Below are 20,417 nucleotides of genomic sequence, written 5' to 3' on the forward strand. Positions count from 1 at the left end.
CCGCGTCGGCCGGGCGGGTGGACGCGTGACCGGGCGCCGGGCGAACGGCCGCGTCGGCCGGGCGGGTGGACGCGTGACCGGGCGCCGGGCGGGCCGGTGACCCCGGTCGAGTTCGCCTACCTGGCGGGCTGGCGGATCGTGCGGGCCCTGCCGCGGCCGGTCGCCGCCGCGATGTTCCGGGCCGCCGCCGACTACGCCCACCGCAAGCGTGGCCGGGGTACGACCCGACTCGCCGCGAACCTGCGCCGGGTGGTCGGCCCGGAGCTGCCCGAGGACGAGTTCGACCAACTGGTACGCCGGGGCATGCGCTCGTACGCCCGGTACTGGCTGGACGCCTTCCGGCTGCCCGCACTGAGCCGGGAGCAGATCCGGAACCACTTCCAGCTCGACGGCACCGACAAGCTCGCCGCCGACATGGCGGCCGCCCGCGGCGCGGTGGTCGCGTTGCCGCACTCCGGCAACTGGGACGCCGCCGGTGCCTGGGTCGCCGCGATGGGCTGGCCGATCGCCACCGTCATGGAGCGACTCAAGCCGGAGGGGGTGTACGAGCGCTTCTTCGCCTTCCGGCGCAAACTCGGGATGGAGATCCTGCCGACCCACGGCGGCGAACGGGCACCGTTCGAGGTGCTGGCCGACCGGCTCGACGCCGGATACCTGGTGCCGCTGCTCGCCGACCGTGACCTGTCGGCGCGCGGGATCGAGGTGCGGTTCTTCGGCGGGCGGGCCCGGATGCCGGCCGGACCGGCCCTGCTCGCCATCCGCACCGGCGCCCCCCTGTACGTGGCGGCGCTCTGGTACGACCCGGACGGGCCGCGCGGGCGGCTGATGGGTCCGCTGGAGGTGCCGGAACCGGACAGCGGGCCACTCGACGAGCGGGTCCGGGCACTGACCCAGCAGATCGCCGATCACCTGGCCACGGGCATCGCCGCGCATCCGGAAGACTGGCACATGCTGCAGCGGGTGTGGATCGGCGAGGGGACGACCGTCGGCTCGACAGGGGCGACGGGAACGTCGAAGGGCCGGTCCGACGCGGGGCGTGGCGGTGCGGAGCCAGAAGTGGCCAACCCGACCCCGATGCCCGGGTCGGCCTAGAGGGGGAGGGGACACCAGTGCGGATCGGCATCGTGTGTCCGTACTCCTTCGACGTGCCGGGCGGGGTGCAGAACCACATCGTCGACCTGGCGGAGGCGCTGATCGGTCTCGGACACGAGGTGAGCGTTCTCGCGCCCGCGGACGACGACTCGCCCCTGCCGTCGTACGTCGTTCCGGCCGGTCGGTCGGTGCCGTTCCCGTACAACGGTTCGGTGGCCCGGATCACCTTCGGACCGGTTTCCACCGCCCGGGTCCGGCGTTGGCTGGCCCGCGGACAGTTCGACGTGCTGCACGTACACGAGCCGTTCGTGCTCAGCCTCTCGCTGCTCGCGGTGCTCTCCGCCCGGGGGCCGGTGGTGGCGACCTTCCACACCGCGATGACCCGGTCCCGGGCGCTGGCCGTCGCCCAGGGGATGCTGCAACTCGTGCTGGAGCGGATCACCGCCCGGATCGCGGTGAGCGCGCTGGCCCGCAAGCTCCAGGTGGAGCACCTCGACGGTGGCGCGGTGGAGATCCCCAACGGGGTGGCGGTGGCGAAGTTCGCCAATGCCGAGCCGTTGCCGGGCTGGCCCGGCCGCAGCGGCCCGGGTCAGGGCGGCACGCTGGGCTTTCTCGGCCGGTTCACCGAGACCCGGAAGGGGTTCGGGGTGTTGCGGGACGCGTTCGTGGCGCTCGCCCCCGAGCGTCCGGGGCTGCGGCTGCTGGTCGCGGGGCCGGGGGACCTGGACGACCTGTACGAGGGCGTTCCGCCGGGGCTGCGGGACCGGATCACCTTCCTCGGCCGGGTATCCGAGGAGGACAAGGCACGGATGCTGCGCAGCGTCGACCTCTACGTCGCGCCGAACATCGGTGGCGAGTCGTTCGGGATGATCCTCACCGAGGCGATGGCAGCGGGCGCGACGGTGGTGGCCAGTGACCTGGACGCGTTCCGGCGGGTGCTGGACGGTGGCCGGGCCGGGGAGATCTTTCCCACCGGGGACGCCCGGGCGTTGCGCAACACCCTCGCGAGGCTGCTCGATGATCCGGTGCGCCGGGCGGAACTCTCCGCCTGCGCCAAGGAGGTGGTCGCGGCCTTCGACTGGCCGACGGTTGCCCGCCGGGTTCTGGAGGTATACGCAACAGCGATCGAGGCCACCGACGGTCGCGTGCTGGACGAGGAGTGGATCGGCCCGATCTGAGCCGACCGGGCCGGACTGCGCCGATCGCGCCGACCTGGGCGGGCTGGGCCGCGATGGGATGATCGGGCTGATCCGGGTCGGCTGGACCGAGCCGGTCCGGCTGACGTGCCAGGGAAACGGGAATGGGGCCGCACTACGATGCCGGGCATGTGGTGGGTGGTGGGCGTCGTCGTGGCGATCGTCCTGGTAACGACGTACCTGACCTGGACGGCGGCCCGGGTCGACCGCCTGCACTCCCGGGTGGAGTCGGCGGCCCGGGCGCTTGACGCGCATCTGCTCCGCCGGGCGGCCGCCGCCGCGGTGCTGGCCGAGGAGCGGTACGCGGTGGAGTTGTATGCCGCGTCCCGGATCGCCCTGGACGCCGAGGGCGACGAGCGGGAGGCCGCCGAGAACGACCTGACCCGGCAACTGCGGATCACGCCGCTCGACCCGGACGACCAGGTCGCCGGGGCGGTGATCGGGGCCAGCCGTCGGCTCGGACTGGCCCGTCAGGTCCATACCGACCTGGTCCGTGACGCGCTGTCTGCGCGGCGGCGTCCCCTGGTCCGGCTGATGCGGATGTCGCGGAAGCGCGAGCGGCCCCGCTACTTCGACATCGACGACCCGACGCTGGACACCCGGACCGGGCTCTCCGTCAGCTGATCGGGCTGCTCGGCCCGGCACCGGGCCGCTTCGGCGACCGTGAGCCGGGACACAGGGCAGGCCACCCGGGGGCTGATTGGCTGTCGGTCGCGCGTTGTACTCCGCGTAACATCGGGGGCGGATTTCATCCGCCACACCACTGTCGAGGAGCGAGAACGCCGTGTCCGATTCCACCGCCAAGTCCGGTTCCGACCATTCGACGGCCCCGGCGCAGGCCGGAAGTGCCACCCCCGTGGTCGGCACCGCACGGGTCAAGCGGGGCATGGCCGAGATGCTCAAGGGCGGCGTGATCATGGATGTGGTCACCGCCGAGCAGGCCAAGATCGCAGAGGATGCCGGCGCTGTCGCGGTGATGGCGCTGGAGCGGGTCCCCGCCGACATCCGTGCCCAGGGCGGGGTGTCCCGGATGAGCGATCCGGACATGATCGACGGCATCATCAACGCCGTCTCCATTCCGGTGATGGCGAAGGCCCGGATCGGCCACTTCGTGGAGGCCCAGGTGCTCCAGGCCCTCGGAGTGGACTACGTGGACGAGTCCGAGGTGCTGACCCCGGCGGACTACGCGAACCACATCGACAAGTGGGCGTTCACGGTGCCCTTCGTCTGTGGGGCGACGAACCTCGGTGAGGCGCTGCGGCGGATCACCGAGGGAGCGGCCATGATCCGGTCCAAGGGCGAGGCGGGCACCGGCGACGTTTCCAACGCGACCACGCACATGCGCAAGATCCGTGACGAACTCCGTCGCCTCGGTTCGCTGCCGACCGACGAGCTGTACGTCGCCGCCAAGGAGTTGCAGGCCCCGTACGAGCTGGTCCGGGAGGTGGCGGAGACCGGGAAACTGCCGGTCGTGCTGTTCACCGCCGGTGGCATCGCCACCCCGGCCGACGCGGCGATGATGATGCAGCTCGGCGCGGAGGGCGTCTTCGTCGGTTCCGGGATCTTCAAGTCCGGCAACCCGGCACAGCGGGCCGCCGCGATCGTCAAGGCGACCACCTTCTACGACGACCCGGACGTGCTGGCCAAGGTGTCGCGCGGGCTCGGCGAGGCGATGGTGGGAATCAACGTGGACGACATCCCGGCCCCGCACCGCCTCGCGGAGCGGGGTTGGTGAGCGCGAGGAGTGAGTCGGGGTTGCGAGCCCCGCAGTCGCGAACGGACGGTGGCCCGGTGAGCGCGAGGAGTGAGCCGGGGTTGCGAGCCCCGCAGTCGCGAACGGACGGTGGCCCGGTGAGCGCGAGGAGTGAGTCGGGGTTGCGAGCCCCGCAGTCGCGAACGGACGGTGGCCCGGCGGGTTCGGCGGAGGTGACCGTCGGGGTTCTCGCGCTCCAGGGCGACGTCCGCGAGCATCTGCTGGCGCTGACCTCGGCTGGCGCGACCGCCCGCCGGGTCCGCCGGGCCGAGGAACTGGAGCAGGTCGACGGCCTGGTCATCCCCGGCGGCGAGTCGACCACCATCAGCAAGCTCGCCGACGAGTTCGGGCTGCTCGACCCGCTGCGCAAGCGGATCGACGCCGGCATGCCGGTGTACGGGTCCTGCGCCGGGATGATCATGCTAGCGACCGAGGTGCTGGACGGCCGCCCCGACCAGCAGAGCTTCGGCGGCATCGAGATGACCGTCCGGCGCAACGCGTTCGGACGGCAGATCGACTCCTTCGAGGCGCCGGTCGAGATCGTCGGCGTACCCGGGCCGAGTTTCTCCGCCGTCTTCATCCGGGCGCCCTGGGTCGAGCGGGTCGGCGACGGGGTCGAGGTGCTGGGACGGGTGACCGAGGGGCCGGCCGCCGGCCGGATCGTCGCGGTTCGGCAGGGGAACGCCGTCGCGACATCCTTCCATCCGGAGTTGACCGGGGACCGGCGCCTGCACCGCTGGTTCGTGGATCTCGTCCGGCGGTCCGAGGACCGATCCGGGGCCTGAACCGGGCGGGGAGGCGGCGCCGAGCGTGGTCGATCCGGACTGCGATGTGCGAACCGTTTGATCCGACCCCGTGCCGGGCGCGGATGGGCCGGAGCGGCGTCGGTAGGATTGTCGCGGGTTCGGCGGTTCTTCGTGGAGATGCGCGCGGTGCAGTCGACGCAGACGGCGGGTAGCAACGGAGGTTAGCTTATGTCCGGCCACTCAAAGTGGGCGACGACGAAGCACAAGAAGGCGGTCATCGACGCCAAGCGTGGCAAGATGTTCGCGAAGCTCATCAAGAACGTCGAGGTCGCGGCGCGTACCGGCGGTGGTGACCCGGCTGGTAATCCGACTCTTTTCGACGCCATTCAGAAGGCGAAGAAGAACTCGGTGCCCAACGACAACATCGACCGGGCGGTGAAGCGCGGCTCCGGGTTGGAGGCCGGCGGTGCCGACTGGCAGACGGTGATGTACGAGGGGTACGCGCCCGGCGGCGTCGCCCTGCTGATCGAGTGCCTGACCGACAACCGCAACCGGGCCGCGACCGAGGTCCGGACCGCGCTGACCCGCAACGGTGGTTCGTTGGCGGACGCGGGTTCGGTGTCGTACATGTTCTCCCGCAAGGGTGTCGTGATCGTTCCGAAGGCGGGCCTGTCCGAGGACGACGTGCTGCTCGCCGTGCTCGACGCCGGCGCCGAGGAGGTCAACGATCTCGGTGAGGCGTTCGAGGTGATCTCCGAGCCGGGTGACCTGATCGCGGTCCGGACCGCACTGCAGGACGCCGGCATCGACTACGAGTCGGCCGAGTCGTCGCTGGTCCCGAGCATGACCGTGCCGCTGGACGCCGAGGGCGCCCGCAAGGTGTTCAAGCTGATCGACGCCCTCGAGGACTCCGACGACGTGCAGAACGTCTTCGGCAACTTCGACGTCTCCGACGAGGTCATGGCGGCGGTCGGCTGAGGCGTACGGTCGGTGCCCGGTCCCACCCCCCGGATGCCGAACGGGCCGGGCGCCGTTCCATGCTGGTCTGATGACGGGCGGTCCCGGTGAGCCGCCCGATCGGATGCCGGAGTCGGACCCGGGCGCACGGTTGGCGTACCGGAGCACGCTGACGATCGTCTACGACGACCCGGCGGACGGGCCGGCAGACGACTAGCGCTCGGTGTCCCGGTCGAGTACCGGCTTGACGTCGAGGATGGGTGTTCCGTCCAGGGCCTCCAGGTCGCGTACCCGGACCCGGAGATCGTCGATCTCCACGATGGACACCCGGTGCAGCCCGATCGGATTCGGCCGGTCCGGTGAGCGGGTGCTGAACACTCCTGTCGGTGGCCGGCCGAGGTCACCCCGGGGATGCACCACCAGTACGTCCCGACTGGACCGGTCGAACCAGGTCAGCAGCAGAACGTCGATGCCGACCTCGAGATCACGCAGGCCCTCGCGGATCTCCGGCTCGAACACCAGCCACGCCTCGGGCGAACCCTCGTCGCCCTGCCTCGGCGCCGTTGCCCGGTCTACCAGCGGGGACTCGACCCGCCCGATCGGATGCAACGCGTACGGCGGGTCCGCCGTATCGACGTGACCGGCCAGCGTCGGCTTGCTGTTCATGAGTTTCCCCCGATCGGCCCGGACCAGCATCTTATGATCCTCCGTCGATCTTCGATGCCCTCGGTTGAGACCGACCACTGTCAGGGTGTTGATGTCCGCATCGTTGTTTACGCGATCACCCTGATCGTGGGTGTACCCGGGAGTTGGTGTGAAGGTACCGGGCGGTGCCGTCGGCGAAGTCGTAGATCGCGACCGTCTGGGTGTCCTCCAACGGACCCGTCGGTGGCATCAGGAAATGTGTTTCGCTCACCGGGATTAGTTCGTATCTGATCCGGTCCGGTTTCTGGAGGAACTCCGCCTGCGTCGGGTCGAGGATCAGGGTCAGGGCCAGGGTTCCACCGTCGGCGGACACCTCGTACCGGCTGCCGGGGCGCTCGTAGACACCTTCGTACCTGGACGGGTCGAGGTTCAGCGTCGGGTCCGGTGCGGGCAGGTCCGGGATGGTGACCGTGCCGAGTTCGGTCAGGAGTTCGTTGAACACCTTGCGGTAGAAGCTCTCCCGTGGCCCGCCGTTTGTGAGCATCGCGATGGCGGTGTTCGAGTTGGGCAGGATCCGTAGCCGGGCGTTCTGGCCGATCGTGCTGCCGTCGGTGGCGTAGACGGTTTCGCCGCGCCAGTCACAGACGACGAGACCGAGTCCCCATTCCGGCCCGAACATGTAGGGATCGGGTACGGACACACGCGAGCGCATCATCTCCCGGATGCTTCCGGCCGAGACGATGGACGTTCCGTTCGGAGCCGTGCCTCCGTGGAGCAGGACGTGCGCTACGGCGAGCACTTCCCGCATCGTTGAGGTGATGTTGCCGCCGGGGCCGAAGGCGCGCGGCAGGTGGTCCACCGGTGTGACGATCGGGCCCTCTTCCAGGGAGCGGATCAGGTGCCCGGTCGCGGCCCGGGTTTCGTCCACCTGGTCGCGCCAGCTGTTCGTGCTGGTCAGGGCCATGGGCTCGAAGAGACGATTTCGCATGACGTCGTCCCAGGGTTTGCCGTCGATGACCTCCAGGATCCGGGCGAGAATCGCGTACCCCAGTGCCGCGCTGTAGCCGTGGGTGCGGCTCGGCGGGGCGACCTGGGGCGCATCGGCGATGTTGTCGACCATGCGCTCGTAGACGTCTTCGTCTTCGCCGGGATCGCCGTAGGCTTCCTCGACACCGCTGGTGTGGTGCAGCAGGTGACGCGGGGTGACCTTGGCGCTCGTCTCGGGGTCGGCCACCCTGAAGCCGGGCAGGTAGGTCCGCACCGGCGTGTCCAGGTCGACCTTCCCCTCGTCGACGAGCTGCATGAAGGCCAGCGTGGTCCATGTCTTGGTCATGGAGCCGCATTGGTAGACGGTGTCGATCGTCGCGGGTTCGCCCGTTTCCACGTTCTTGACGCCGACCGCGAGTTCGGTGAACTCGCCGGCGCGGAGCACGCCGATCGCGGCGCTCGGGATGCCGTACTCCGCCAGGAGTACGGCGATCCGGGCCTGAACGCCTGGCACGTCGATCGTCATCGGGGGAGACCGACCGCGTTCGCGGCGTCCGCCTCGAAGTACTCCGTCGTGGCGTAGGCGCCTGCGTGTGTCTCGAAGAAGTCCCGCACGCCGTCGACGGAGTCGTGCGTGATGATGTTGACCGCCTTGGCCCCGTCCTTGCTCGCGACCGCCACCTTCCAGGTGGCTCCCTTGGGGAGCATGGTGTGTGCCTTCTTCAGGCCACTCCAGAAATTGCTGTTGTCCGAGACGGTCGATACGGCCATCACGTGCATGATCGTTGTCCTCCCCTTCAGGTTTGTTGAAAGCTACGTTGCATTTCTACTTTCGTCAAACAAATCAGCGCAGAAAACTCAGGCCACGAGCCAATCGTTGCAACGGCATTGTGAATCAATGCAACTATCTCAGCCGAGCCGTTGCAATGTACTGTTGATAAAGGCAAGGGGAGGAGGTGCCGGTGCCAGGAGTCAGGCTGACCTACGAGGACCGTAGGCGGATCGCGACATGGCTGGCCGACGGGCTCGGATACGCCGAGATCGGCCGCCGACTCGGCCGGCCGACCTCCACGATCAGCCGCGAGGTCGCCCGCAACGCCGTCCCCGGCGCCTACCTGGCCGACGACGCCCAGCAGGCCGCTGGCCACCGTGCCCGCCGACGCCGTCCCCGGCGGACTGAGACGATGCGTGACGGGCAGTCGACCGAGACGGTGCGCGACTTCGTGGACCAGTTCGCGACCCTGCTGGCCGCGACCGGTCTGCCCAGGATGACCGCCCGGGTGTTCGTCTGCCTGCTCACCGCGGACGCCAGCGGCCTGACGGCAGCCGATCTGGTGCGCTGGTTGCAGGTCAGTCCGGCATCGGTGTCCAAATCCATCGGCTACCTGGAAGCCATGGAACTGGCCGTACGCCGACCGGACCCCGGCGGGCGCCGGCAGCGGTACGTCATCGACGACGACGTCTGGCTCCGGGCGTGGCACGCCGACACCGGCGCACACGGCGAGATCGCGGTGGCCGCACAGCGGGGCATCAAGATCTTCGGTGCCGATACGACGGCCGGGGCCCGGCTGGGCAGGATGGGCCAGTTCTTCGCCCGGCTGAGCGAGCAGATGAGCGTCAGCAACCTCGCCGAGCCCGTCGGGTACGACGCGTTGACCGTGCTCGCCGCACTGGTGCACGCCGGTCGACCGGTCACGCTGGGCGCACTGGTCACCGTGCTCGAATGGCCCCGGAGCCGCCTCACTGCCGCCCTGGATGCGATCCGGCTCCGACCCGCCATCGCCGATCCGCTCCTCCTGCGGACCATCCAACCCGAGACCTACACCGTGACCGTCAGACCGGACCGCCTCAGCCCGGCGCAGTGCCGAGCCGTCGAAGACGTGAGTCACTCGAGTCGCACCAGCACATCCTCGACATCGGTGACGCGGCACGACATGAACAGACGAGACCAGGCAACCCCAGCGTCCGCCACCAGACGTGGGCCGGAGTGAGGAAAACCCGTTGCCCGGAACTGTCGTGGTCCGAACGAGCGCAGTCCGGGATAACCTTGGTGCATATGGCTACCTATCGCAGCGCCTCAGTGCTTCTCTCCTCGGACGGCACCAGGACCCCCGGGACCGCCGCACTCTTCGCCGAGCCCGCCCGCAAGGGTGGGACCCCGCCGTGGGCAGGCGACTTCCGACCCGCCAACAGTGCCGGCAACGGCCCCAAGAACGCGGTCGGGAAGACCTTCACGTTGGAGCTGCCCGACGGCAGCACCGGCAAGGTCGTGGTCCAGAGCCTCAAGAGCGGGAAGGGAGGCGTCGTGCTGGCGCTGATGGGCCAGGACGCGCCTCCCTTCTGATCAGGAAACTGATCGACGCCACCGACGCCACCGATGTCGGCGGCTGGAGAACGGCCGGTATGCGACCCAGCCGATGTCAGTGCTGGGATGGCTGCCGGGCGCCATGCCTCATCCGCCGCCGCCGACCAGGGTGACCGGTCAGCGGCGGCGGGTGGCCAGGGCGACGAGGTACTGTCCGCCGCCCGCGTTGACGCTTGCGGTCACCGGCAGTCCGGGCACCAGCCGGGAGAACCGGTCGACCAGCCAGTCCGCCGCCTCCTGGGCGTCCTTCCTGCTCGGACAGCGTGCGACCAGCTCGCGGCCGCCCTTGCGTTCGAGTCGCTCGGCGACGGTGATCAGCGGCGCGGGCTCGACCACGCGCAGACGGTCCGGCCAGGCGATGACCACCTTGACCGCGCCCTTGCGGGTGTTGCAGGCACGGTGCGCGAGTCGCTCGGCGACCTTGGCCTTCTTGTCGGCGGTGCGACTGTCGACGCTGGGACCACGCGGGTCGTTCACCGACATGTCGGCGTCGACCGGCTCGTCGCACACCCAGCATCGCCAACTGTCACGCCTCGCGACGTCATCGAGCAGACTCATCCGAGCAAAATAGCCTGTCGCCCCCCGGGCAACGACGGCCCCCGGCTGCGGATCTTCCTGATCTGGTGCGCCCGCGTCCGTTTCACGCTCGGTCCCGCGTCCAACTCAGGAACCGCTCGAACAGTTCCGCCGGGGTGACGTCGGCGAGGTCCCGGGCCGCCTCCCGCATCCAGTCACCCGCCCGAGTGGAAAGCCGGTACGGATCGGTGGTCCGCAGCAGCAGCGTCCGTGCGTCGGGACAGGGCCAGCGCAGCGCTCCGCAGCTACACGTCCAGTCCGGACGTACGGCCGTATGGTCGACGGCACTGGGATTGCGAATAGCCATCAACCTTTTTGGCCCCTCGATTGACGGTGACAGGTGTGGGACTCCAGCGTGAAAGTTCCGCAGGGCTCAACTTCCGATGTCCGTTTGTTCACCGTCGACAACCGACGAGTTGCACATGATGCCGACTATGACATCACGGCCGTAACCTTCGGCCGATCCCGGCTATATCCCCTGCCCGGATGCCTCGCCCGTATCCAGCGCGGCCGGCACCGGTCGGGCGGTCGACTCGCGGTCCGCGAAATGGCAACGGAAGCGTCTTCGCAGGTGACCGGCTTCGAAGTCCAATCCGAAGAGTTCGGCCGCCGTGAAGCGGTCCGAACTCTTCGGGATCATGAATGGACGATCAGATGGTGAAACCGCCGTCGACGTTGACGGTCGCACCGGTGACGTACGAGCCGCCGCTGCCGGCCAGGAAGGCGACGGCCGCCGCGATCTCGGCCGGTGCGGCGTACCGGCCGAGGGCGGTGAAGCCCCGGATCGTTTCGGCGAACGGGCCGTCGGCCGGGTTCAGCGCCGTGTCGGTCGGCCCGGGATTCACCAGGTTCACGGTGATCCCGCGCGGCCCGAGTTCGCGGCCGAGTCCCTTGGTCAGCCCGGTCAGCGCCGTCTTGCTCATCGAATAGAGCGCGAGCCCGGGGAACGGAGCCCGCACGCCCACGTTGCTGCCGATGTTGATGATCCGCCCACCGTCGGTCATGTGCCGGGCAGCGGCCTGCGCTGCCACGAACGGCGCCCGGATGTTCACCGCGATGGTCTCGTCGAGCGCCGCCGCCCCGATCTCCTGCACCGGGGCGACGAGGTACGCCCCGGCGTTGTTGACCAGGACGTCGAGCCGGCCGAACTCCTCGACCGTCCGGTCGATCGCCGAGGTGACCGCCGCGACGTCGGCGCTGTCCGCCGCGATGGCGACTGCCCGCCGACCGATGGCCTTGACCTGGTCGACCACGGCTGCCGCCGCACCGGCGTCGCTCTGGTACGTCAACGCGACGTCGGCCCCCTCCTCGGCCAGCCGTACGGCCACCGCCGCGCCGATGCCTCGTCCGCCACCGGTGACGAAGGCCACCTTTCCATCAAGAACCAGATTTTTGCTGTTAAGAACGGTGCTCATGCCACCTATCGTGGTTCAACCCCGAGCCGTCGTCTGGCGGTGATCGGACGCCTCGTTCGGGCGTGGATCAGCAGCGTGCCGGCGGTGAGGGCGGCCAGCCCGACCGTTGCGACCCCGGATCCGAGCAGCGTGCCGCCGGCTCCGAGCGCCGTCGCCAGCGGACCGCCGAGCGCGGCACCGAGCGGCATGGCGGCGGTGGTCACCGCGCTGCGGGCGGCGAGCACCGCCGGCAGGTCGGCGGGTTCGGCCGCGTTCTGGAACAGGGCCAGGCTGAACGCCGGGAACGGCCCGTAGACCAGCCCACCGACGGCGAAGCAGCACAGGGTGAGCCAGACCGGTGCGCTCAGCCCGAACGGCAGCAGCGACAGACCCCAGCCGGCGATGACCGCGATGGTGACCGGCCACTGCCGGGCGGCGGTGAACGTGCCGCCGAGCAGCCCGCCGACGACCGCCCCGATTCCGAACACCGTCCAATACGCCCCCAGGAGGCGGGCGGCGCTGTTCAGCTCGTCGGCGACGTACAGCGGAAGGGCGACCTCGACCGGCCCGTAGAGGAAGTAGAAGACGGCGGTGACGCCGACGAGCCCGACCAGTTCGGGCCGGCGGAGGAGGAGCCGGATACCGGTACCGGTCGGCCGCCCGTCCCCGTCGGGGGCGGCGGTGACCGCCGGCAGGTCGAGCCGGCTCGCCTGGACCGCCAGCAGCAGGTAGGTGAGCGCGTCGACGCCGAGCACCACCGCCGGATGAACCCCGGCGACCAGCAGGCCGGCCAGGGCCGGCCCGACGACGAAGGCCGCCTGCTGGCTCGTGCCGACCAGGGCGTTCGCCGGCAGCCGGCGGTCCGCCGGAAACATCCGACTGATCAGGGTGTACGTTCCGGCGCTGCCCCAGGCCGTGAGCAACGACGAACCGGCGAGCAGGGCGATGTACCGGCCGGCGGTGAGCTGGCCCAGCAGGTGCAGCACGACGATCGCGCCCAGGGCGCCGGCCCGGAGTCCGGCGTTCGCGATCACCAGCCGGTGGGCCGGGACCCGGCTCAGCCAGCGGGCCAGCAGCAGCGCACCGGCGGCGGCCGGCAGGGTGTACGCGGCCACCGCAGCCCCGATGAGCAGACCGGCCCGCTCGGGCGGGGCGAGCCGGAGTGCCAGCCACGCGATGGCGACCACACTCATCCCGTCGCCGAGGTGCGAGCCCACCAGCGCGGAGAGCAGCCGGCGGAAGGCCGGTACGCCGAGCGTCGCCCGGTACGCCTCCGGCACCAACCGGCTCGTCAACGTCATCCCGGGACGATGCCACTTCAAGCCGGGTTGAGGTCAACCCGGAGGTGGGTCCGTTGCCCGCCCCCTGCTGTGGGTCTGGTCACCAGCCCGGCAAACTCGGTCGCAATCCGTCAGGGGCACGCGGGAGACTTCCCGAATGTTGCGTAACGCCCTGCCCAGTCGCCCCGAGGCGCGCCGGCTCCTGGTCGGCACGATCTTCTCGGCCATCGGCCGCGGGCTCACGCTTCCCTTTCTCTTCATCTACCTCACCGAGGTCCGTCAGTTCGACGCTACGACAGTGGGTCTGCTCATCGGCTGGTTCGGCCTGTGCGCGCTCCTGATCGCGCCGCTGGGCGGCACGCTGATCGACCGGTTCGGCGCCCGTCGGATCGTGTTGCCGGCGCTGCTGATCGAGGCGGCCGGCGTCGGCGGGCTGGCGCTGGTGACCGAGGTCTGGCACGCCTGGATCGCGTTGACGCTGGCCTCGGTGGGCGCCGGGGTGATCTGGGCCGGGCAGAACACGCTCCTGTCCTCGCTCACCACCCCGGCGGAGCGGCAGAATGTCTTCGGGCTCCAGTTCACGCTCCTCAACCTCGGCATCGGCGTCGGATCGGCAGTGTCGGGTTCGATCGTCCAGGTGGCTCGGCCCAGCACCTTCCAGTTGATCTACCTCATCGACATGGTGTGCTACCTCGCGCCGTTCCTGCTGCTGCTCGCCATGCCCGGGGTGGGTCGGCGGTTGGTCGAGCCGCATCCGGCCGATGTCGATGCGGGTCGGGGGAACCGGGGCTGGGCGGTCGTGCTGCGGCACCGGCCGTTCCGGCGGCTGATCGTCTTCAGTGTGCTGCTGACGGTCTCCGGCTATGCGCAGTTGGAGGTCGGTTTCACCGGCTTCGCCACCGCCACCGTCGGAGTGACCCCACAGATCATCGGGTACGCCTTCACCGCGAACACGATCGTGATCGTGGTGGCGCAGCTGTTCGTCCTCAAGAAGATGCAGGGGCGCAGCCGTACGATCGCACTCGCCGTCGTCGGTGTCGTCTTCGCCGCCGCCTGGCTGGTGCTGGGCCTCGCCGCCGTGATCGACATCGACAGCGCGATCGTCAGCGCGTTGGGGGTGATCGCCTTCGGCGCGATCTTCGCGGTCGGCGAGACGTTGCTGTCACCGACCAGCCCCGCGCTGGTCAACGCGCTCGCCACCGATGCGCTCCGGGGCCGCTACAACGCGCTCGCCTCGATGGTCTGGGGCATCTCCGGTGTCGTTGCTCCGGTCAGCGCCGGCCCGCTCCTGCACGCCGGACTGGGTGGGCTCTGGATCGTGCTGGTGAGCTGCGGCTGCCTGGTGGCCTCGGCGGTTGCGCTCTCCCTGCGTCGGTTGATCACCGCCGAACAGGATGGTCGTTCGACGCCGGCTCCCGCGCCCGATCTCGGCCCGATGCCCGCCGGGGTAGCGTGACGGGCGGTACGCCGGTCGAGCGTGGCACGCACATCCGACGTTCCCTGGGAGGACCGTTGCCGTCGATCACCGCCGTGCTGCTGGACTGGCGGGGAACCCTCGTCCACACGCCACCGCTGACGGTCTGGGTCGAGCGGTCGCTTCGCCGGGCCGGGCTGGACACCGCACCGCCGGAGGTGGCGCGGATCGAGGCGGCGCTGCTGGACGCGTTCCAGCAGCCGGAGGTCGTGCGCGCCGACGCGGTGGCGGACCGGTCGGTCGCGTTGCACCGGAAGAGCTACGACCTGCTGTTCGCCACCGCCGGTATCCCGGATCCGCTGGCGGCGGCGCTGTACGAGGTCGAGTCCGACCCGACCGAGAACCCGTTCGCGCCCGATGTCGCGCCCACCCTGGCCGCGCTGGCCGGGGCCGGGATCCGGATCGGCGTGATCAGCGACATCCACTTCGACCTGCGGCCGGTGTTCGCGGCGGCGGGGCTGGCCGGGTACGTGGACAGTTACGTGCTCTCGTACGAGCACGGGGTCTCCAAGCCCGATCCCGCGATCTTCCGGATCGCGCTGGCGGAGCTCGGGGTGGAGCCGGGCGCGGCGTTGATGGTCGGCGACCGCTCCGGTTACGACGGCGCGGCGGTCGAGGTCGGCATCCCGACCCTGCTGGTGCCGCCGCTCACCGACCCGACCGAGGAGCGCCTGCACCTGGTCTCCGGGCTCTGTGGGATCACCGCGCAGCGGCGCTGACCTGATCCCCGCTGAACCTCTTCTGACCACGGGTTTCGCGGTTCCGGGCGGGCTGGTTCCGTGCGGAACTCGGGCTGCCGCACGCCGGCGGGGCGGCCGTCGCACACCGGGGTCGCGGGCCCGGGTGAGCCCGCTCACAATACGATACGAGACGGTGTCGTTTCGGTTCTCTTCTCGTTATCGTCGGTGCGGTCAAGAAATCTTCCCCGCCGCCGAATCCGGCGATGCGGGGTGTCGGGGGGACACCTAGGCATGGAATTATCCGAAAACACCGGGCACCCGAGGCGCTGGGCGATTCTCGCCGTACTCGTGGTCAGCCTGGTGATCATCGTTCTGGACAACACGGTCCTGAACGTCGCACTGCGCACCCTCGCCGACCCGGTGCACGGCCTCGGCGCCAGCCAGGGCCAGCTGGAGTGGTCCATCAACTCCTACACGCTGGTCTTCGCCGGCCTGCTCTTCACCTTCGGCGTGCTCGGCGACCGCTACGGGCGCAAGTGGTTCCTGATGGTCGGCCTCGCGATCTTCGGTCTGGCCTCACTGCTGTCGGCGTACGCGCAGAGCCCGGGGCAACTGGTCGGGGCCCGTGCCCTGATGGGCCTCGGTGCCGCCGCCGTGATGCCGGTGACGCTGTCGATCATCTCCAACGTCTTCGACCCGAAGGAGCGCGGACGCGCCATCGGGGTCTGGGCCGGCGCGGTCGGCCTCGGCGTGGCGATCGGCCCGATCCTCGGTGGACTGCTCCTGGAGAACTACTGGTGGGGCTCGGTCTTCCTGATCAACGTGCCGGTGGTGGTGCTCGGCGTGATCGCGGTCGCGCTGCTGGTGCCCGACTCGCGGGACCCGAAGCCCGGCCGGATCGACGTGGTCGGCGTACTGCTCTCGGTGATCGGCCTGGTCGCCCTGTCGTACGGGATCATCGACGGCGGCGAGCACGGCTTCGGTCGCCCGCTGGTCTGGGTCTCGATCATCGGCGGGCTGGCGGTGCTGGCCGCGTTCGTCGCCTGGGAGCGTCGGGTGGCCTTCCCGTCGCTGGACGTACGGCTGTTCCGGGTGCCCCGGTTCGCCGCCCCGGTCGCGGTGATCGGGCTGGTCTTCTTCGCCGCCATGGGCGTGATGTTCTTCAGCTCGTTCTACCTGCAGCTCGTCCGTGGCTACAGCCCGCTGGAGACCGGCCTGCTGTTCCTGCCGTTCGCGGCCGCCCAACTGGTCTTCGCACCGCGTAGCGCGGCGATGGTCAAGCGGTACGGCGGCAGGGCGGTGGCGCTGGTCGGGCTGCTGCTGACCGCGGGGGCGCTCGCCGGGTTCGCCTTCGCCACCGAGGACACCCCGATCTGGATCGTCGCGGCGATCTTCTTCTTCCAGGGCGTCGGCATGGCGAACATCATGCCGCCGGCGACGGAGTCGATCATGTCGGCGCTGCCCCGGGAGAAGGCCGGAGTGGGTTCGGCGGTCAGCAACACCGTCCGTCAGGTCGCCGGTGCGCTCGGCGTCGCGGTGCTCGGCTCCGTACTCTCCGGGGTATACCGCGAGCAGATGGAGCCGGCGGCGCAGGCGCTGCCGGCACCGGTCCGGGACGCGGCCACCGAGTCGGTCTCCGGGGCGTACGCGGTCGCCGAGCGGCTCGGCCCGGTGGGTCAGCCGGTGCTGAGCGCGGCCAACGACGCCTTCGTCTCGGCCATGCACTGGGCCGCGGGGCTGTCGGCGGTGTTCGCCGCCCTCGGCATCCTGGTGGTGCTGCGCTGGATGCCCGGCCGCTCCGCCGAGGCGCCGGTACAGCCCACCGAGCCGGTGGTGGATCCCGAACTGGTCGCGGCGTAACCACTGAGTGACAATGGTTGACGTGACCGAAACGACGGATGCTCCGCGGGCGCCAGGGCGCCCGCGGAGCATCCGCGCGGACGAGGCGATCCTGGAGTCGGCGCTCGATCTGCTCGCCGAGGGCAGCACCATCGAGGCGCTGTCGATCGAGGCGATCGCCACCCGGGCCGGGGTCGGCAAGGCCACCATCTACCGGCGCTGGTCCGGCAAGGAGGCACTGCTCCAGGACGCGCTGCGCCGGCTCAAGCCGCCACCGCCGGAACCGCCGGGGCAGTCCGTCCGGGAGGACCTGATCACCCTGGTCGGAGCGTCGGGGCACAATCCCGACCCCCGGGTCAGGAAGATCATGCCCTGCCTGATGCCGATGATGAACCGCAGCCCGGAGCAGTACCGGCTCTACCAGGAACTGGTCGAGCCGCGGCGGCGGATGCTCCGCGAGGTGCTGCGCCGGGGCATCGAACTCGGCGAACTGCGGGCCGACCTCGACCCCGAACTCACGGTCGCGCTGCTGACCGCACCGCTGGCGATGCAGCGGCTGCTGCGGGCCCAGCCGGACCTCGACGAGCGGGACCTGCCGGCCCGGATCGTCGACACCGTGATCTCCGGCATCGCCGCCCGCTGAGCTGGCGTCGCCGCCCGGCAAGCTGGCGTCGATGCCCTGCTGGGGGGCCGGCGGCATCGGCGACGGCCGGCCGGCGCGGCTAGCTCGACCGCTGGCCGCGCAGGCGGTGCAGGCGCAGTGCGAGCTGCACCTCCAGGGCCCGTTCCGGCTTCTGCCACTGCGGGCCGAGGAGCTGCCCGACCCGGTCCAGCCGCTGCGTCACCGTGTTCACGTGCACGTGCAGCAGTTCCGCGGCCCGGGCCAGGCTGCCCCCGACCCCGAAGTACGCCTCCAGCGTCTTCACCAGCGCGGTGCCCCGACGCGCGTCGTAGTCGACCACCGGCCCGACCGTGTCGGTGAGGAACCGGGCCACCTCCCGGTCGCCACCGGAGTCGACCGCGCCGAGCAGCAGCCCGACGAAGCCGAGTTCGGCACTGCTCGCACCCTCCCCGGACCGGCCCAGCGCCCGGAGCGCGGTCAGGCACCGGTCGGCCTCCACGGCCGCCCCGGCCAGTGACGCCGGGCCGACCGCCGATCCGCCGGCCCCGGCGGTGACCGGCCGGCCGAGCACCCGGGACAGGTCCCGGACGACGGTCCGGGCCGCGGTCCCGGCATCCTCCCCGGGCAGCATCAGCACCACCCGGCCGTCCCGGGCCGCCGCCAGGCCACCCCGGGTCGAGGCGTACGTGGTGGCCCACGACGTCACCCGCTGCCGGGCCGAGGCACTGCCGGCCACCGCGTCGTCGCCCACCGCGACGAGTACGTGCGGAGCGTCCAGATCCACGCCCAGCCGGCGGGCCCGGCCACGCAGCGCCGCCACGTCGCGTACCGGTCGGGCGATCAGATCGTCCAGCAACTCACCCCGGACCCGCCCCTCGGCGTCGGCGACCGTCTGCCGGAACAGCAGCAGCAACGCGGTGACCAGGGCGGCACGTTCCAGGATCCGCTGGTCGGCGTCGACCAGTTCCTCGTCGGGGCGCAGCAGCAGCGCACCGAGGTTCTCCGCACCGGCGACCACGGCGGCGTACCAGAGGCCGCCCCGGCGCACGCTGCGCCCCTCGGTGCGGGATGCGACGACCGCCTCGTCGAGCGCGGCCCGCTCCGGCTCGTCGATCTCGCCGACCCGGGCCAGCGTCCCGCCCTCGGCGTCCAGCGCCAGCAGCGCCCCGCCCAGCACCTCGGTCACCGCAGCCGCGACGTCCTCCACCCCGCCGCCGCGCAGCACCAGCGCGGTCATCCGGTCGTGCGCGGCGGCGGCCCGCTCCACCGACGCGCTGTGCGCCCGGATCGTCGAGTTGGCGGCGGAGAGTTCCGCCAGCGCCGCCCGGGTCTCGGCGAGCAGCCGGGCGGTGTCGATCGCCACGGCCGCGTGGGCGGCCAGCGAGAGCAGCAGGGCCACCTCCTCCCGGGCGAACGGCCGGACCGAACGGTTGGCGGCGTAGAGCACCCCGATCACGCGCGACCCGAGCCGCAGCGGTACCCCGAGGATGGCGACCAGGCCCTCCTCGCCCACCCCGGCGTCGATCTCCCCCGTGTGGTGGAACCGGGCGTCCTCCGGATAGTTCGCGGTGGCGTACGGGCTGCCGGTCTGGGCCACCAGGCCGCCCAGGCCCGCGCCCATCGGCAGTCGGAGACCCTGGAAGCGGGCCGAGATCGAGCCGTCGGTGACCCGCATGTACGTGTCGCCGCGCTCGTCGTCGACAAGCGTCATGTACGCCACGTCGGTGCCGAGCAGATGCCGGGCCCGGCGCACGATCGCCTGCAGTACGGCGTCGGAGTCCCGCAGCCCGGCCAGGTCGCTCGCGGTGTCGTACAGGCCGGAGAGTTCCGCCTCGCGGCGTCGGCGTCGCTCCAGCAGCGCCCGTACCCGCAGCGCCACCACCTTCGCCTGCTCCAGCTCACCGAGCCGCTCGGCGGGGACACCGGCGGCCCGGGCGGCGACCAGTGGCCCTTCGAACTCGATCGGAGCGGCCTCCCGGGCCAACAGCTCCAGAAACTCGATCAGCTCCAGAAACTCGATCGGCGAGGACACGGCGTCCATTCTGCGGGAGTCGCCCACTCAGCTCGCCGTCCAGCCCCCGTCGAGGGGAATCGAGGCACCGGTGATGAACGCCGCGGCCGGTGAACAGAGGTACGCGAGCAGTTCGGCGACCTCGTCCGGTTCGATCAGCCGTTTGATCGCCGCCCGGGCGAGCATGATCCGTTCGATCACCTCGCTCTCGGCGAGGCCGTGGTTGCTCGCCTGCGCCGCGATCTGACCCTCGACCAGCGGAGTACGCACGTACGCCGGGTTGATGCAGTTCGCGGTGACGCCGTGCGCCGCGCCCTCCAGGGCGACGACCTTGGAGAGCCCTTCCAGGGCGTGCTTGGCCGAGACGTACGCGGCCTTGTACGGCGAGGCGCGCAGTCCGTGCACCGAGGAGATGTTGACCACCCGGCCCCAGCCCCGCCCGTACATGTGGGGCAGGGCCCGCCTGATGATCAGGAACGGTGCCTCCACCATCACCCGGTGCAGGTGGTGGAAGCGTTCCGGCGGGAACTCCTCGAGCGGGGCGACGTGTTGCAGGCCGGCGTTGTTGACGACGATGTCCACCTCGGCGTCGAGTTCGCCGGCCGCCCGCGGGTCGGACAGGTCCACCCCGACCGCCCGACCGCCGATCTCGGCCGCGACGGCGTCGGCCCGGTCGGCGTCCCGGTCGACCACCGTGACCGCCGCGCCGGCCGCGGCCAACCGGACGGCGCAGGCCCGACCGATTCCGCCGCCGCCGCCGGTGACCAGCGCGGTCCGGCCCGACAGGTCCAGCCGGACGA

Annotated in this window: 21 protein-coding genes and 1 pseudogene; 13 read left to right on the forward strand and 9 right to left on the reverse strand. The window is 70.8% G+C overall.

What is annotated here, in order from left to right; translation table 11 throughout:
* Positions 1–96: 96 nt before the first annotated feature.
* From I0C86_RS25390 to I0C86_RS44575, 7 genes and pseudogenes are all read left to right on the forward strand, one after another.
* A pseudogene (locus I0C86_RS25390) lies at positions 97–1,023 on the forward strand (phosphatidylinositol mannoside acyltransferase); the annotation flags it as partial.
* Between the two features lie 86 nt (positions 1,024–1,109).
* Entirely contained in the window at positions 1,110–2,270 is a 1,161-nt protein-coding gene (locus I0C86_RS25395; RefSeq protein WP_196203791.1) for a glycosyltransferase family 4 protein, read from the forward strand.
* 138 nt (positions 2,271–2,408) lie between these two features.
* Positions 2,409–2,912 carry a hypothetical protein gene (locus tag I0C86_RS25400; protein ID WP_196203792.1) on the forward strand — a complete coding sequence of 168 codons (504 nt, stop codon included), beginning with the start codon at positions 2,409–2,411 and terminating at the stop codon, positions 2,910–2,912.
* 232 nt (positions 2,913–3,144) lie between these two features.
* Positions 3,145–4,023, forward strand: coding sequence for a pyridoxal 5'-phosphate synthase lyase subunit PdxS (pdxS, locus tag I0C86_RS25405; protein ID WP_196203806.1), 879 nt, complete (start codon positions 3,145–3,147; stop codon positions 4,021–4,023).
* A 191-nt stretch (positions 4,024–4,214) separates the two neighbouring features.
* Positions 4,215–4,826, forward strand: a complete 612-nt coding sequence (gene pdxT, locus I0C86_RS25410; RefSeq protein WP_196203807.1) for a pyridoxal 5'-phosphate synthase glutaminase subunit PdxT — start codon at positions 4,215–4,217, stop codon at positions 4,824–4,826.
* Between the two features lie 189 nt (positions 4,827–5,015).
* Entirely contained in the window at positions 5,016–5,765 is a 750-nt protein-coding gene (locus I0C86_RS25415; RefSeq protein WP_192768442.1) for a YebC/PmpR family DNA-binding transcriptional regulator, read from the forward strand.
* 70 nt (positions 5,766–5,835) lie between these two features.
* Positions 5,836–5,961, forward strand: a complete 126-nt coding sequence (locus I0C86_RS44575) for a hypothetical protein (RefSeq protein WP_255527820.1) — start codon at positions 5,836–5,838, stop codon at positions 5,959–5,961.
* Here I0C86_RS44575 and tsaA read toward each other — a convergent pair.
* The 3 genes from tsaA to I0C86_RS25430 all read right to left on the reverse strand — a co-directional run bounded on the left by tsaA (position 5,958) and on the right by I0C86_RS25430 (position 8,147).
* Complete coding sequence (gene tsaA, locus I0C86_RS25420) at positions 5,958–6,440, reverse strand: tRNA (N6-threonylcarbamoyladenosine(37)-N6)-methyltransferase TrmO (RefSeq protein ID WP_230394757.1); 483 nt, start codon at positions 6,438–6,440, stop codon at positions 5,958–5,960. The two genes, I0C86_RS44575 and tsaA, sit on opposite strands and share 4 nt — an antisense overlap.
* 85 nt (positions 6,441–6,525) lie before the next feature.
* Positions 6,526–7,902: a serine hydrolase domain-containing protein gene (locus I0C86_RS25425; RefSeq protein ID WP_196203793.1), complete on the reverse strand. Its 1,377-nt coding sequence runs from the start codon at positions 7,900–7,902 to the stop codon at positions 6,526–6,528.
* Positions 7,899–8,147, reverse strand: coding sequence for a hypothetical protein (locus I0C86_RS25430; RefSeq protein WP_230394758.1), 249 nt, complete (start codon positions 8,145–8,147; stop codon positions 7,899–7,901). Before I0C86_RS25430 ends, I0C86_RS25425 begins: the two co-directional genes overlap by 4 nt.
* 191 nt (positions 8,148–8,338) lie before the next feature.
* Between I0C86_RS25430 and I0C86_RS25435 the strand changes: the two genes are divergently transcribed.
* Both I0C86_RS25435 and I0C86_RS25440 read left to right on the forward strand, forming a co-directional pair.
* Entirely contained in the window at positions 8,339–9,367 is a 1,029-nt protein-coding gene (locus tag I0C86_RS25435; protein WP_323373841.1) for a GbsR/MarR family transcriptional regulator, read from the forward strand.
* Positions 9,368–9,432: 65 nt separating this feature from the next.
* Positions 9,433–9,720 (forward strand): hypothetical protein, encoded by a 288-nt coding sequence (locus I0C86_RS25440; protein ID WP_230394759.1) that lies wholly within the window; start codon positions 9,433–9,435, stop codon positions 9,718–9,720.
* Positions 9,721–9,858: 138 nt separating this feature from the next.
* On the opposite strand, the gene I0C86_RS25445 is transcribed toward I0C86_RS25440, so the two are convergent.
* The 4 genes from I0C86_RS25445 to I0C86_RS25460 form a co-directional block, all read right to left on the reverse strand.
* Entirely contained in the window at positions 9,859–10,299 is a 441-nt protein-coding gene (locus tag I0C86_RS25445) for a hypothetical protein (RefSeq protein ID WP_196203795.1), read from the reverse strand.
* Positions 10,300–10,381: 82 nt separating this feature from the next.
* A complete protein-coding gene (locus I0C86_RS25450; protein ID WP_196203796.1) occupies positions 10,382–10,624 on the reverse strand; it encodes a hypothetical protein in 243 nt (80 codons plus the stop codon).
* A 343-nt stretch (positions 10,625–10,967) separates the two neighbouring features.
* A complete protein-coding gene (locus I0C86_RS25455) occupies positions 10,968–11,732 on the reverse strand; it encodes an SDR family NAD(P)-dependent oxidoreductase (protein ID WP_196203797.1) in 765 nt (254 codons plus the stop codon).
* 5 nt (positions 11,733–11,737) lie between these two features.
* Positions 11,738–13,012 carry an MFS transporter gene (locus I0C86_RS25460; protein WP_196203798.1) on the reverse strand — a complete coding sequence of 425 codons (1,275 nt, stop codon included), beginning with the start codon at positions 13,010–13,012 and terminating at the stop codon, positions 11,738–11,740.
* 136 nt (positions 13,013–13,148) lie between these two features.
* On the opposite strand from I0C86_RS25460, the gene I0C86_RS25465 reads away from it, so the two are divergent.
* The 4 genes from I0C86_RS25465 (at position 13,149) to I0C86_RS25480 (ending at position 17,627) form a co-directional block, all read left to right on the forward strand.
* Complete coding sequence (locus I0C86_RS25465; protein ID WP_196203799.1) at positions 13,149–14,447, forward strand: MFS transporter; 1,299 nt, start codon at positions 13,149–13,151, stop codon at positions 14,445–14,447.
* Positions 14,448–14,503: 56 nt separating this feature from the next.
* Positions 14,504–15,184, forward strand: coding sequence for an HAD family hydrolase (locus I0C86_RS25470; RefSeq protein WP_230394760.1), 681 nt, complete (start codon positions 14,504–14,506; stop codon positions 15,182–15,184).
* Positions 15,185–15,436: 252 nt separating this feature from the next.
* The gene (locus I0C86_RS25475; RefSeq protein WP_196203800.1) at positions 15,437–17,005 is read left to right on the forward strand and encodes an MFS transporter; all 1,569 of its coding nucleotides are present in this window, start codon (positions 15,437–15,439) and stop codon (positions 17,003–17,005) included.
* A gap of 13 nt (positions 17,006–17,018) precedes the next feature.
* Complete coding sequence (locus I0C86_RS25480; protein ID WP_196203801.1) at positions 17,019–17,627, forward strand: TetR/AcrR family transcriptional regulator; 609 nt, start codon at positions 17,019–17,021, stop codon at positions 17,625–17,627.
* Positions 17,628–17,706: 79 nt separating this feature from the next.
* On the opposite strand, the gene I0C86_RS25485 is transcribed toward I0C86_RS25480, so the two are convergent.
* Together I0C86_RS25485 and I0C86_RS25490 are read right to left on the reverse strand one after the other, a co-directional pair.
* Complete coding sequence (locus I0C86_RS25485) at positions 17,707–19,647, reverse strand: helix-turn-helix domain-containing protein (protein WP_196203802.1); 1,941 nt, start codon at positions 19,645–19,647, stop codon at positions 17,707–17,709.
* 18 nt (positions 19,648–19,665) lie between these two features.
* Positions 19,666–20,417 (reverse strand): 3-hydroxybutyrate dehydrogenase (locus I0C86_RS25490; RefSeq protein WP_230394761.1); only part of this gene is annotated, 752 nt, incomplete at its 5' end.

The sequence above is a fragment of the Plantactinospora alkalitolerans genome, assembly GCF_015690345.1.
Classification (GTDB): Bacteria; Actinomycetota; Actinomycetes; order Mycobacteriales; family Micromonosporaceae; genus Plantactinospora; species Plantactinospora alkalitolerans.

Bases quoted from the DNA above. Each gene is read 5' to 3' on its own strand.
- I0C86_RS25400 (WP_196203792.1), top strand. From the start codon at position 2,409: ATGCCGGGCATGTGGTGGGTGGTGGGCGTCGTCGTGGCGATCGTCCTG.
- I0C86_RS25415 (WP_192768442.1), top strand. From the start codon at position 5,016: ATGTCCGGCCACTCAAAGTGGGCGACGACGAAGCACAAGAAGGCGGTC.
- I0C86_RS44575 (WP_255527820.1), top strand. From the start codon at position 5,836: ATGACGGGCGGTCCCGGTGAGCCGCCCGATCGGATGCCGGAGTCGGAC.
- tsaA (WP_230394757.1), bottom strand. From the start codon at position 6,440: ATGCTGGTCCGGGCCGATCGGGGGAAACTCATGAACAGCAAGCCGACG.
- I0C86_RS25425 (WP_196203793.1), bottom strand. From the start codon at position 7,902: ATGACGATCGACGTGCCAGGCGTTCAGGCCCGGATCGCCGTACTCCTG.
- I0C86_RS25430 (WP_230394758.1), bottom strand. From the start codon at position 8,147: ATGGCCGTATCGACCGTCTCGGACAACAGCAATTTCTGGAGTGGCCTG.
- I0C86_RS25440 (WP_230394759.1), top strand. From the start codon at position 9,433: ATGGCTACCTATCGCAGCGCCTCAGTGCTTCTCTCCTCGGACGGCACC.
- I0C86_RS25445 (WP_196203795.1), bottom strand. From the start codon at position 10,299: ATGAGTCTGCTCGATGACGTCGCGAGGCGTGACAGTTGGCGATGCTGG.
- I0C86_RS25450 (WP_196203796.1), bottom strand. From the start codon at position 10,624: ATGGCTATTCGCAATCCCAGTGCCGTCGACCATACGGCCGTACGTCCG.
- I0C86_RS25455 (WP_196203797.1), bottom strand. From the start codon at position 11,732: ATGAGCACCGTTCTTAACAGCAAAAATCTGGTTCTTGATGGAAAGGTG.
- I0C86_RS25460 (WP_196203798.1), bottom strand. From the start codon at position 13,012: ATGACGTTGACGAGCCGGTTGGTGCCGGAGGCGTACCGGGCGACGCTC.
- I0C86_RS25465 (WP_196203799.1), top strand. From the start codon at position 13,149: ATGTTGCGTAACGCCCTGCCCAGTCGCCCCGAGGCGCGCCGGCTCCTG.
- I0C86_RS25475 (WP_196203800.1), top strand. From the start codon at position 15,437: ATGGAATTATCCGAAAACACCGGGCACCCGAGGCGCTGGGCGATTCTC.
- I0C86_RS25480 (WP_196203801.1), top strand. From the start codon at position 17,019: ATGGTTGACGTGACCGAAACGACGGATGCTCCGCGGGCGCCAGGGCGC.
- I0C86_RS25485 (WP_196203802.1), bottom strand. From the start codon at position 19,647: ATGGACGCCGTGTCCTCGCCGATCGAGTTTCTGGAGCTGATCGAGTTT.